General features: G+C 38.2%; 14 protein-coding genes. 11 read left to right on the plus strand and 3 right to left on the minus strand.

Annotated elements, in window-relative coordinates:
- Positions 1–25: 25 nt before the first annotated feature.
- Positions 26–604 carry a molybdenum cofactor guanylyltransferase MobA gene (gene mobA, locus AC6H0J_RS04135; protein ID WP_497512887.1) on the minus strand — a complete coding sequence of 193 codons (579 nt, stop codon included), beginning with the start codon at positions 602–604 and terminating at the stop codon, positions 26–28.
- A 64-nt stretch (positions 605–668) separates the two neighbouring features.
- Between mobA and AC6H0J_RS04140 the strand changes: the two genes are divergently transcribed.
- The 11 genes from AC6H0J_RS04140 (at position 669) to AC6H0J_RS04190 (ending at position 9,502) form a co-directional block, all read left to right on the plus strand.
- The gene (locus AC6H0J_RS04140; RefSeq protein WP_497512888.1) at positions 669–935 is read left to right on the plus strand and encodes a YihD family protein; all 267 of its coding nucleotides are present in this window, start codon (positions 669–671) and stop codon (positions 933–935) included.
- Between the two features lie 12 nt (positions 936–947).
- A complete protein-coding gene (dsbA, locus tag AC6H0J_RS04145) occupies positions 948–1,565 on the plus strand; it encodes a thiol:disulfide interchange protein DsbA (RefSeq protein WP_308566928.1) in 618 nt (205 codons plus the stop codon).
- A 61-nt stretch (positions 1,566–1,626) separates the two neighbouring features.
- Positions 1,627–1,962 carry a MaoP family protein gene (locus tag AC6H0J_RS04150; RefSeq protein WP_005626449.1) on the plus strand — a complete coding sequence of 112 codons (336 nt, stop codon included), beginning with the start codon at positions 1,627–1,629 and terminating at the stop codon, positions 1,960–1,962.
- Positions 1,963–2,104: 142 nt separating this feature from the next.
- The gene (gene trmA / locus AC6H0J_RS04155; RefSeq protein ID WP_046952676.1) at positions 2,105–3,196 is read left to right on the plus strand and encodes a tRNA (uridine(54)-C5)-methyltransferase TrmA; all 1,092 of its coding nucleotides are present in this window, start codon (positions 2,105–2,107) and stop codon (positions 3,194–3,196) included.
- On the plus strand, positions 3,178–3,951 hold the full coding sequence (locus AC6H0J_RS04160; protein ID WP_046952677.1) for a class I SAM-dependent methyltransferase: 774 nt from the start codon (positions 3,178–3,180) through the stop codon (positions 3,949–3,951). The genes trmA and AC6H0J_RS04160 overlap by 19 nt, the downstream gene beginning before the upstream one ends.
- Complete coding sequence (locus tag AC6H0J_RS04165) at positions 3,945–4,379, plus strand: SoxR reducing system RseC family protein (RefSeq protein ID WP_046952678.1); 435 nt, start codon at positions 3,945–3,947, stop codon at positions 4,377–4,379. The genes AC6H0J_RS04160 and AC6H0J_RS04165 overlap by 7 nt, the downstream gene beginning before the upstream one ends.
- A 110-nt stretch (positions 4,380–4,489) precedes the next feature.
- Positions 4,490–4,711 carry a hypothetical protein gene (locus tag AC6H0J_RS04170; RefSeq protein ID WP_046952679.1) on the plus strand — a complete coding sequence of 74 codons (222 nt, stop codon included), beginning with the start codon at positions 4,490–4,492 and terminating at the stop codon, positions 4,709–4,711.
- Between the two features lie 153 nt (positions 4,712–4,864).
- On the plus strand, positions 4,865–5,380 hold the full coding sequence (mobB, locus tag AC6H0J_RS04175; protein ID WP_046952680.1) for a molybdopterin-guanine dinucleotide biosynthesis protein MobB: 516 nt from the start codon (positions 4,865–4,867) through the stop codon (positions 5,378–5,380).
- A complete protein-coding gene (locus AC6H0J_RS04180) occupies positions 5,377–6,765 on the plus strand; it encodes an MDR family MFS transporter (RefSeq protein WP_118817256.1) in 1,389 nt (462 codons plus the stop codon). The genes mobB and AC6H0J_RS04180 overlap by 4 nt, the downstream gene beginning before the upstream one ends.
- Before the next feature lie 153 nt (positions 6,766–6,918).
- Positions 6,919–8,562 carry an ABC transporter substrate-binding protein gene (locus AC6H0J_RS04185; protein WP_046952682.1) on the plus strand — a complete coding sequence of 548 codons (1,644 nt, stop codon included), beginning with the start codon at positions 6,919–6,921 and terminating at the stop codon, positions 8,560–8,562.
- A 178-nt stretch (positions 8,563–8,740) separates the two neighbouring features.
- Positions 8,741–9,502 carry a HugZ family heme oxygenase gene (locus AC6H0J_RS04190; RefSeq protein WP_046952683.1) on the plus strand — a complete coding sequence of 254 codons (762 nt, stop codon included), beginning with the start codon at positions 8,741–8,743 and terminating at the stop codon, positions 9,500–9,502.
- A gap of 115 nt (positions 9,503–9,617) precedes the next feature.
- On the opposite strand, the gene AC6H0J_RS04195 is transcribed toward AC6H0J_RS04190, so the two are convergent.
- Complete coding sequence (locus AC6H0J_RS04195) at positions 9,618–10,922, minus strand: L-cysteine desulfidase family protein (protein WP_046952684.1); 1,305 nt, start codon at positions 10,920–10,922, stop codon at positions 9,618–9,620.
- 10 nt (positions 10,923–10,932) lie between these two features.
- On the minus strand, positions 10,933–11,247 hold the full coding sequence (locus tag AC6H0J_RS04200) for a cupin domain-containing protein (RefSeq protein WP_046952685.1): 315 nt from the start codon (positions 11,245–11,247) through the stop codon (positions 10,933–10,935).
- Positions 11,248–11,257 lie beyond the last annotated feature (10 nt).

Consider the following 11,257-nt stretch of genomic DNA (forward strand, 5'->3'; position numbering starts at 1 on the left):
AAACCGCACTTTTGTTAGTGTTCGGTTAGATGACTGTTTTCTTTAAATCATCCAGTGTATTAAAATTCTCGAAGTTACCTTCTTCTTGCGTGAATTTTACTGAAATCCCGCCATTTTCTTTCATAAATTGTAAAAGGCGTCGTTCACCCGATGCTAAATAGTGTCGCAATTTTTCCTTTAGCTGAACGGACATCAAACAAAAAACGGGATGTTCACGTTCTTCATCGCAAGCATAAGCAATTAAAGTGTGGTGATTTTCAACCGCACTTTTGAGTTTATCTAAAAGATTAGTTGGGAAAAAAGGCGTATCACAAGGTGTAAAAAGGATGAAGTCACTTGTTGTCTTTTCTAGGGCTGTTAGCATACCACTTAATGGCCCTTGGAAATCGGGTAGTTCATCGGAAAATACAGGAACGCCAAATTTTGCATATTCTGTTTGGTTTCGGTTAGCGTTAATTGAAATCTGATAAATTTGTGGTTGCAAGCGATGAATAACATGCTGAATTAAAGATTGTTTACCTAAAATCTGTAATCCTTTATCTTGTCCACCCATTCTGCGTGCTTTGCCACCAGCCAAAATTACCGCGCTTATTGTAATTGTCATATTTTAATCTATCGTTATTTCAAGTATCATTTGCCTATTTTTTACGATTAAAAAGGAAATAGCAATGAAATGTAAGCGTTTAAATGAAGTTTTGGAACTTTTACAGCCTTATTGGTCTAAAAACCCAGATTTGAGTTTAATGGAAATTTTGCAAAAAATTGCCAATGAATCAGGTTTCCAAAAGCCATTAAATGAATTAACTGATGAAGTGATTATTTATCAGTTAAAAATGGATGGTACAGATAAACATGAGCCAATTCCTGGTCTCAAAAAAGATTACGAAGAAGATTTTAAAACCGCATTGCTCCGTGCTCGCGGTATCATTAAATAAGAAGGAAAGCAAATGAAAAAAGTATTACTTGCGTTAGGTTTAGGTATCAGCACGCTTATGTCTGTAAATAGTTTTGCAGCAGATTTACAAGAAGGTAAACAATATGTTCAAGTGAGCCAACAGGCTTCACAGCAAAAAGAAGTGATTGAGTTTTTCTCATTCTACTGCCCGCATTGTTACGCCTTTGAAATGGAATACAAAATTCCACAACAAGTCGCAGATGCTTTACCAAAAGATGTGAAATTTAAACAATATCATGTAAATTTCTTAGGTCGCCAGTCTGAAAATTTAACGCGTGCTTGGGCGTTAGCAATGGCATTAGGTGCAGAAAGTAAAGTAAAGGCACCATTATTTGAAGCGGCTCAAAAGGATGCCTTGAAATCAATGGATGATATTCGAGCCATTTTCTTATCGAATGGTGTAACCGCCGAGCAATTTGATGGCGGCATTAATAGTTTTGCCGTGAATGGTTTGGTCAATAAACAAGTAAATGCCGCAGAACAATTTAAGGTGCGTGGCGTACCTGATTTTTATGTAAATGGAAAATTCCGCGTAAACCCTGAAGGGTTAAATTACGATGATTTCGTGAAAGATTATGTGCAAACCGTAAAAGGTTTATTGCAAAAATAACGAAAAATTGGTTTAATGCCTGCCCTATTTTGTAAATATTAATGAAAGAAGAGAGAATATTATGGCTGCAAGTTTTAGCGTAACGCGTCGTTTCTTTGACGATAAAAACTACCCACGTGGTTTTTCCCGTCACGGTGATTACACAATCAAGGAATCACAGGTGCTTGAGCAATATGGCCAAGCGTTCAAAGCATTAGACTTAGGGGAACGTGAGCCAGCGACTAAAGAAGAAAAAGATTTCGTCGCTTTTTGCCGTGGTGAGCGCGCAGCAGAGACTTTCTTTGAAAAAACTTGGAATAAATATCGTACTCGTATTAACACTAAAAAACGTGTTTACACCTTATCTGGTGATGTGAGTGAAGCTGCCTCTGGCGGTGAAGATTATTCCGGCGAATAAGAGACGTTAAATAAGGCAGGCGGAAGTCTGCCTTTTGTTTTTGATAGCTTGTGAAATCTCGCGTAATTCACGGCTGATAACTTTATTCTCCTATCTTTGTATGAACGATTCGTCTTCATACGCCCTATGAATACTAATTTCTATGCAATTACCGATTTCTCAATACAACGAACTGCTACAAAAAAAACTTGAAAAATTAACCGCACTTTTGTGCCCTTTCAATGCGCCTGATATTCAAGTTTTTGACTCTCCAACAAGTCATTATCGCATGCGTGCGGAGTTCCGTATTTGGCACGAGCAAGATGATTTTTACCATATTATGTTTGATCAAGCGACGTTGCAGCGTTATCGCGTGGATGAATTTCCAATCGCTAGCACGCTGATAAATCGCATGATGCAAACCTTATTACCTTTGTTAAAACAACAAGAAGTGCTACACAAAAAATTATTCCAAATTGATTACCTTAGCACTTTGAGTAATAAGATTATTGTGAGCTTGCTTTATCATAAAACACTCACTGAAGAATGGGAAAGTGCGGCTAAAAATCTAAAAGATTTACTCGAAAAGCAAGATTTTGATGTGCAAATAATCGGGCGTGCAAGTAAACAAAAAATCTGTTTTGAGCAAGATTATGTGGATGAAGTTTTACCTGTGAATGGCAGAAATTATGTTTATCGCCAAGTCGAGAATAGTTTTACCCAGCCAAACCCAATGGTAAACTGTAAAATGCTTGAATGGGCAATTGATTGTACCCAAAATAGCGAAGGCGATTTATTAGAACTTTACTGCGGAAACGGTAATTTTTCTATTGCACTTGCACAGAATTTCCGCAAGGTATTGGCAACAGAAATCGCCAAACCTTCCGTAGCCGCCGCACAGTTTAATATCGCTGAAAATAAAGTTGATAATTTACAAATTATCCGTATGTCGGCAGAGGAATTTACGCAGGCAATGAATGGGGTTCGAGCCTTTAACCGCTTGAAAGGGATTGATTTAAAATCTTACGAATGTAATACCATTTTTGTCGATCCACCTCGCGCAGGGCTTGATCCTGATACAGTGAAACTTGTACAAAATTACGATCGCATTTTGTATATTTCCTGTAATCCACATACGCTGTGCGATAATCTTATTGAACTATCAAAAACGCACCGTATTGAAAAAGCAGCGTTATTTGACCAATTCCCTTACACTGACCACATGGAAAGCGGCGTATGGCTCATTCGCAAGTAGGTATTCAACTAATTTCTGAATCTCCAGAAAAAACATTAGCAGAATTGACCGCACTTTGTGCTGAACATAACATTATTCATGATGAACAAAGCCCACTTGCACTTGTTCAAACCGATGAACGTTTAGAACTTCGTAAATTAGACGAACCTAAACTCGGGGCGGTTTATGTTGATTTTGTAGGTGGGACAATGGCTCACCGTCGTAAATTTGGTGGTGGTCGCGGTGAAGCTGTAGCGAAAGCAGTAGGGATTAAAGGTTCGGAATTGCCAACGATTATTGATGCCACAGCTGGTCTAGGACGTGACGCCTTTGTGCTAGCCTCTATTGGTTGCCAAGTTTGTTTAGTAGAACGTCATCCTGTTGTTTTTTTACTTCTGCAAGATGGTCTAAATCGTGCTTATCAAGATGAGGAAATCGGTGAGATGTTGCAACAAAATTTGCGCTTGCTGAATGTTCACCATATTAATGAACTTGATCCTAATAGCGATTATGCCGATGTGGTTTATCTCGATCCAATGTATCCACATAAACAAAAATCTGCACTAGTAAAAAAAGAAATGCGTGTATTCCAGCATTTAGTCGGGGCTGATTTAGATGCCGATGAATTACTTTTACCTGCACTACAACTCGCTAAAAAACGTGTGGTCGTGAAGCGTCCTGACTATGCAGAATTTCTTTGTGGAAAACAACCACACTTTAGCCGTGAAACGAAAAATCATCGCTTTGATATTTATATGGGAGAATCCCAATGCTAAGAGAAAGTGCCGTTGTTATTAGCTATGAAAATGGCATTGCCAAAGTGAAATGCCAATCCCAAAGTGCCTGTGGCCAATGTGCAGCTAAAAACAGTTGTGGAACATCAAGTCTTTCCGAATTAAACGGTAAACGTGGCGAGCATATTTTTTATGTGGACACATTAATGCCATTACGAGAAGGTCAAATTGTTGAAATTGGATTAGAAGAAAAGTCGATGTTGTTATCGGCATTATTGATGTATGTTGTACCGCTTTTGACCTTATTGATTGCGACGATGTTATCTGATTACATCAGCCATAATGAAATCTTGCGTGCAATTTTAATCTTTGGATTAACCGCACTTTCTTTCATTTTTGTAAAATCTTATAGCAGAAAATTAGGGCAACAAACAGAATTTCAGCCTGTTTTATTGCGCATATTATCTTAAGTTTTTATTCGCTTTTTATTATTGCTGGATCTAGATCGCAAGCTATAAAGCTAGTTGAGTAATTCTATTTTTATTTAAGCAAAATTTCTTTTTTATTTATCGGAGAAACTATGCCGAATTTATTTAAATTACCCATTGAGAAAAGTTCTTTAGAGGCTTGGTCAAAACTTAGTGATGATGTGGCAAAAGTTGCTATTCTAGCAATGCCTGTTATACTTTATGGCGAGCAACCGCTTTTCCTAAAAGGATTAAATATTAGTTTTTTGCTCATTATTGCTTATGCTTGCCTTGTGATGGGGCGTAAATTTCGTCAATTAGTGGAGGGAAAATAATATGTGGCTTGCTATAGGGCTTGGCATTGTTGCTCTTCTTGCTATTGGCGGACTTATTTTTGCCAATTATGCAGCAAAACATTCTTAATTTATTAACCCCGATCTTTCGGGGTTTTCGGTATCTAAAGTGCGGTTATTTTTAAGGTTATTTTTATGAACAATCAGATTCCTTTATTTGGAATTACCGGTTATAGCGGTAGTGGTAAAACAACATTATTAGAAAAACTTATCCCAGAGCTTATCGCTCGTCACATTCGCGTTTCAGTGATTAAACATAGCCATCACAATATGCAAGTTGATAAAGAAGGCAAAGATAGTTGGCGTATGAAAGAGGTGGGTTCTTCTCAAGTCATTTTAGCGAATGATGAACGCTGGGCGATCATGACGGAAACGCCAAAACCTGTTTCATTGGATTATTTAGCGCAACAATTTGACCACACTTTAACGGATTTAGTGTTGGTGGAAGGCTTTAAACAAGAGCCTATTCCAAAGATTTTGCTTCACCGTCAAGAAATGGCAAAACCTTTACCCGAAATTGACGAATATGTTGTGGCGGTTGCTACTAATTATCTCCTTGAAATTGACCGCACTTTGTTGGATATTAACCGCATTCCGAAAATTGCCGATTTTATTGAAAATTGGTTGCACCATTTTCACGGAGCACGATGACTGAATCCAATGCTTATCGCGGTTTAGCTTGGGTAGCAGCAATGGCGCTTTTTATGCAGAGCCTAGATGCCACCATTCTTAATACTGCCTTACCGGCGATATCCTCCGATTTACATAAGCCCGCCTTTGAAATGCAAATGGCGATTATTGCTTATTCTTTAGCCGTTGCATTATTTATTCCTCTAACCGCGTGGTCCGCGGCAAAATTTGGGACATTAACCGTTTTTCGCGGTGCAGTTTTCACGTTTATTTTAGGTTCAGTTGCTTGTGCCGCGGCCCCTAATTTAGAAAGTTTAATCTTAGCCAGAGTGATTCAGGGGATAGGCGGTGCTTTTATGATGCCAGTGGCGCGTTTAGCTATTATTCAAGCTGTCCCTAAACAACAATTAGTTAATGCTTGGAATTTAATGGCAACTGCAGGTTTGATTGGGCCAATTCTAGGGCCTATTTTAGGTGGATGGTTAGTCATTCACGCCAGTTGGCACTGGATTTTTTTAATTAATATTCCAATTGGTGCACTAGGGATTTTGGCATCGGGCAGAGTGATGAGTAACATCAAAGGCGAAGCAGAGAAACTAGATTGGACAGGTTTTTTACTGTTTGCATTAGGGTTAGTTGGCATCACGCTTGGTTTGGATTTACTCGGTGAAAGCCAGCATAGCCCAATTGCAACCTATAGCGTATTAGTTGTCGGTATTCTGTTACTCGTGGCTTATTGTAGCTATGCCAAAAACAATGAAGATGCCATTTTACCTTTATCCCTTTTCCGTACTCGTACATTTAGATTAGGCATTATTGCCAATATTTTTATCCGATTATCTGCATCTGGCGTTCCCTTTTTATTGCCTTTGATGTTTCAATTATCTTTCGGTTACAGTGCTGAAATGTCAGGCTGGCTATTAGCACCGATTGCGTTAATTTCTGTAATTTTGAAAATATTAATTGGACGAATTTTAAATCGTTGGGGCTATAAAACAACGTTAATTTCATCAGCACTTTTGATGGCGGGATCTGTGATTTCCATGGCTTGGTTGGATAAACAAAGTTCTCTGACTTGGATTATTTGTAATCTTATGTGGTACGGTGCTTGCATGTCGATAATTTTCACTTCAATTAATACGTTGACTGTAGGCGATCTTTCAAAACAACAGGCAGGCACAGGTTCTACAGTATTAAGTATTGTGCAGCAAGTTGGGATTGGATTTGGTATTGCCATTTCATCGATAATTCTAAATCTTTATAGACATTTCTTTAGCGCAAGTGATGGCTTACAACAGGCATTTAGCTATACTTTCTTAACCTCATCACTTTTTGCAATCGCCTTAGTTTGGTCACTTATGAAATTACATAAAAATGATGGTGATCATTTACGGAAGAATCCTTAGATTAATTTGTTATAATCCATAGAATTTTTTTATTTAAAAAAAGCGACATTTGCTTATATCTTATTAAACATTTATTTTAGATAGGATTTATCTAGCATCTTTGGTATATCACTATGCTCGAATAAATCTTTGCCAACAAAATGAGGAACTATCATGAAGCTAAAAGCAACACTAACTCTTGCGGCTGCAACGCTTGTATTAGCAGCTTGCGATCAATCAGGTTCAGCAAATAAACCGACCGCACAATCTGAAACCAAATCTGCATCTAACAACACTTTCGTTTACTGTACAGCAAAAGCACCTTTAGGATTTAGCCCTGCACTTGTAATGGAGGGAACATCTTATAATGCCAGCTCACAACAAGTGTATAACCGCTTAGTTGAATTTAAAAAAGGCTCAACGGATATTGAACCGGCTTTAGCAGAAAGCTGGGAAATTAGCGATGATGGTTTAACTTACACATTTCATCTAAGAAAAGGTGTTAAATTCCATACAACAAAAGAATTTACCCCAACACGTGATTTTAATGCAGATGATGTTGTATTTTCATTCCAACGTCAGTTAGATCCAAATCATCCATATCACAATGTATCTAAGGGGACTTATCCATATTTCAAAGCAATGAAATTCCCTGAATTGTTAAAATCAGTGGAAAAACTAGATGACAACACAATTCGTATTACCTTGAACAAAAAAGATGCGACTTTCTTGGCAAGTTTAGGTATGGATTTTATTTCTATTTATTCCGCAGAATATGCTGATGCAATGCTGAAAGCAGGTAAGCCAGAAACAATTGATAATCGCCCAGTAGGGACTGGCCCATTTGTTTTTGTTGATTACAAAACAGATCAGGCAGCCCAGTATGTAGCAAACGAAAACTATTGGAAAGGTAGAACACCATTGGATCGTTTAGTTATCAATATTGTGCCAGATGCGACAACACGTTATGCAAAATTACAGGCTGGATCTTGTGATTTAATTTTATTCCCGAATGTAGCGGATTTAGTCAAAATGAAAACAGATCCAAAAGTACAACTTTTGGAACAAAAAGGTTTGAACGTGGCGTATATCGCATTCAATACCGAAAAAGCACCGTTTGATAATGTCAAAGTTCGTCAAGCACTGAACTACGCAGTGGATAAAAAAGCGATTATTGAAGCAGTTTACCAAGGCGCGGGTACACCAGCTAAAAATCCACTTCCTCCAACAATTTGGAGTTACAACGATGAAGTTCAAGATTATCCGTATGATCCAGAAAAAGCAAAACAACTTTTAGCAGAAGCGGGTTACCCAAATGGTTTTGAAACTGATTTTTGGATTCAACCTGTTGTACGAGCTTCTAACCCAAATCCAAAACGTATGGCTGAACTTATCATGGCGGACTGGGCTAAAGTTGGTGTAAAAACCAACCCTGTTACCTATGAATGGGCGGATTACCAAAAACGTGCGAAAGCAGGTGAGTTAACTGCTGGTATCTTTGGCTGGTCTGGTGATAATGGTGACCCTGATAACTTCTTATCTCCATTATTGGCAAGTTCAAATGCGGGTAATTCCAATATGGCTCGTTTTAAAAATCCAGAATTTGATGCATTACTAGATAAAGCAATCGGATTAACAAATAAGGAAGAACGCACCACACTTTATAAACAAGCGCAAGTCATCATTCATAATCAGGCACCTTGGATTCCAGTTGCGCACTCTGTAGGTTTTGCACCACTTAGTCCACGCGTAAAAGGCTATGTACAAAGCCCATTTGGCTATGATGCTTTCTATGGCGTGAGTGTAGACGGTAAATAATTAATACTATTTCAGTTCTTTTTGGGCCCTTATTTCGTAAGGGCCTTTTTATTTGAAATATTATTATTTTGTAAAAAATATGTTAAATATATTTTACTTGAGTATAATGCTCAGCATTATTCCCTACGGAAGATAATCTGTAGAATAATGAGATTAATCGTAAATATAAGGAACAAAAATGGATTTCAATAGAATTATTACTCACATGAATGATCATCACCAAGATGATATGGTTGCTCTTTGTAAAAAATTTGGTGGCGAAAAGGAAATCACGGATGTGACATTAGTTAATGTAGATTTTGGTGGTTTAGATTTTAAATATAATGGTGGAAAAACATTACGCGTGGAATTTCCACAACAAGCTGACGAAGGTTCAATTAAACAAGCAATCATCAATCTTTGTGTAGAAAATAAACCAGTTGCAAATTACGATCGTATCAAAGCTAAAATTGATGAATTTCGTCAAGAATTTAAAAGCTGTGTGCTTGCCACTTTAGATAAAGATGGCTTACCGATGGCATCTTATGCGCCAATTATTTCGCTTGATGGAAAATATTATATTTATATCAGTGCCATTGCAGAGCATTATGACAATTTAAAACGCAATCCAAATCAAGTGGAAGTGATGTTTTTAGAAGATGAAAATAAAGCGAAATCAATTATTGTGCGTACTCGCTTACGTTATAAAGCAAGTGCACGTTTTATTCCTCGTGAAGATCCAATTGTTGAAAAAGTTTTAGATAAATTAGCGGAAACGATGAATGATGTGGGCGGAATTAAAACGATTCGTGAATTTACTGATTTTGATTTATTTGAACTTACACTTGGAACAGGTCGTTTTGTGAGAGGTTTTGGCCAAGCTTATTTGATTGATGCTAATGGGGAAATTTCTCATATTGGTGTTAAAGGAAATCCACACGAAAAAGAAAGCGATAAATAATATCGTCTCTTAATGAAGATAAAGGGTTGAGTATAAATTTATACTCAACCCTTTTGTTTACGATAAATTCGAGTGAAATTGAAATTTCTTTATTTTTCACCGCACTTTATTTTCATTAAGGACAAGGTTTACTCACCATAATTTCAATAACCTGTCTGTCGATATGTTGCATACTTTTTGATGCAATAGCGCAGAGATTATCAATGGTTCGATCAAGATCGTGTTCGACAATACCTTCATTGCCAGTAACATGGGTCTCATCCATTGCCATAAGTACTGATTTATAGCCTGAAGCCACGCTGGTGGAGACTTTCATTGCACAGCTATTAGATGCACCATCGCAGATGATTCCGCTGATGTCACCAATCATACTACAAATCCCCATGCTCATGGTTTCAAATTTCCCTGTAAGCAAATAGGCGATACCTGCACAGCTTCCCATTGATGCAGTTGTTACTGCGCAAAGGGCAGAGAGTTTGGGCAATTTACTGTGGATATAAATGGCCATTAAGTGTGATAAGAAGAGCGCTCGGAGACGTTTTTCTTCACTCACGTTTAAATAATCGGCGACCACAACCACAGGCATAGTCGCGGCAATACCTTGGTTGCCAGAGCCTGAATTACTCATTGCTGGCAATGTAGCCCCGCCCATACGGGCATCGGAGGCTGCAGTGGTTTCGATTATAATTTTACTGAGTAAATCATCTGACATTAAGCCACTACCAACTTGTTTGCGTAGCGTTCTACCAATATGTAGGCCGTAATTTTCGCTCAATCCTTCGTTAGATAGTGCTCGATTGAGTGTGGCAGCTTGTTCGATAAAGCGAATTTTATCGAGATCAACTTCACAAGAAAATTCAAAAATTTCACGTGCGCTCACCTGCTTGAAAATATCATAAGGATCACAATCAGCGCATTCATCATGCTCTTTCTCAAAAATGATCTCGCCATTTTTTTCAATCAAAATGATGTTAGTGTGTTGATCTTGAATGGCGACTTTCACTCGGTCATTATCCGTAAACAACACAGCTTCTGAATATAAAATATGCTCGGTTTGATGAATATCCACATTAACGAGCTTTTTATCAAGCATCGCTTTAGCTTGGGAAACTTGCTCTGGCGTGATGTGCTTTAACACTTCTAACTCACCTTCAGGGTCACCGCCCAAAGCACCAATCGCTGCGGCAATTGGTAAGCCCACCATGCCCGTTCCTGGTACTGCAACGCCTAATCCATTTTTCATTAAGTTAGGAGACACTTTGGCTTCAATGCGTTCAGGTGTTTTTCCTAAATGTTTAGCCGCTGTTGCAGATGCAAGTGCCAGAGAAATAGGCTCTGTACATCCAAGTGCAGGAACAACATCGCGTTCTACAATTTGAATTAATGGTTTTTCGATTTCGTTGAGTCTTTCTTGATTCATAAAATTCTTTTTAAATACTGTCTTCTTTCTCTATGACTAATATGCGCGCTTCACCTTGTGGATGAGCAACATGTTCGGTACCGATACTCGCATAAAAAATATCACCCGTATGGAGCAATACGGCTTTCTTTAGGCCCTCTTCTTTGTAGCGCATTTCCACCGTACCATCCATCACCGCAAAGACTTCTTCACCGTCATTGATATGCCATTTGTAAGGTTTATTTGTCCAGTGAAGACGCACCGAAATACCATTCATATTGGTAATATCAAGGGCTCCCCAGGCACGTTCTGCCGTAAAGTGGCGACTTTGAATAACTTTATTCATGGCTAAATTC

It is taken from the genome of Haemophilus sp. THUN1691, from assembly GCF_059704425.1.

Excerpts from the sequence above, each read along its gene's own strand:
- mobA (WP_497512887.1), bottom strand. The coding sequence starts at position 604 with ATGACAATTACAATAAGCGCGGTAATTTTGGCTGGTGGCAAAGCACGC.
- AC6H0J_RS04140 (WP_497512888.1), top strand. The coding sequence starts at position 669 with ATGAAATGTAAGCGTTTAAATGAAGTTTTGGAACTTTTACAGCCTTAT.
- dsbA (WP_308566928.1), top strand. The coding sequence starts at position 948 with ATGAAAAAAGTATTACTTGCGTTAGGTTTAGGTATCAGCACGCTTATG.
- AC6H0J_RS04150 (WP_005626449.1), top strand. The coding sequence starts at position 1,627 with ATGGCTGCAAGTTTTAGCGTAACGCGTCGTTTCTTTGACGATAAAAAC.
- trmA (WP_046952676.1), top strand. The coding sequence starts at position 2,105 with ATGCAATTACCGATTTCTCAATACAACGAACTGCTACAAAAAAAACTT.
- AC6H0J_RS04160 (WP_046952677.1), top strand. The coding sequence starts at position 3,178 with ATGGCTCATTCGCAAGTAGGTATTCAACTAATTTCTGAATCTCCAGAA.
- AC6H0J_RS04165 (WP_046952678.1), top strand. The coding sequence starts at position 3,945 with ATGCTAAGAGAAAGTGCCGTTGTTATTAGCTATGAAAATGGCATTGCC.
- AC6H0J_RS04170 (WP_046952679.1), top strand. The coding sequence starts at position 4,490 with ATGCCGAATTTATTTAAATTACCCATTGAGAAAAGTTCTTTAGAGGCT.
- mobB (WP_046952680.1), top strand. The coding sequence starts at position 4,865 with ATGAACAATCAGATTCCTTTATTTGGAATTACCGGTTATAGCGGTAGT.
- AC6H0J_RS04180 (WP_118817256.1), top strand. The coding sequence starts at position 5,377 with ATGACTGAATCCAATGCTTATCGCGGTTTAGCTTGGGTAGCAGCAATG.
- AC6H0J_RS04185 (WP_046952682.1), top strand. The coding sequence starts at position 6,919 with ATGAAGCTAAAAGCAACACTAACTCTTGCGGCTGCAACGCTTGTATTA.
- AC6H0J_RS04190 (WP_046952683.1), top strand. The coding sequence starts at position 8,741 with ATGGATTTCAATAGAATTATTACTCACATGAATGATCATCACCAAGAT.
- AC6H0J_RS04195 (WP_046952684.1), bottom strand. The coding sequence starts at position 10,922 with ATGAATCAAGAAAGACTCAACGAAATCGAAAAACCATTAATTCAAATT.
- AC6H0J_RS04200 (WP_046952685.1), bottom strand. The coding sequence starts at position 11,247 with ATGAATAAAGTTATTCAAAGTCGCCACTTTACGGCAGAACGTGCCTGG.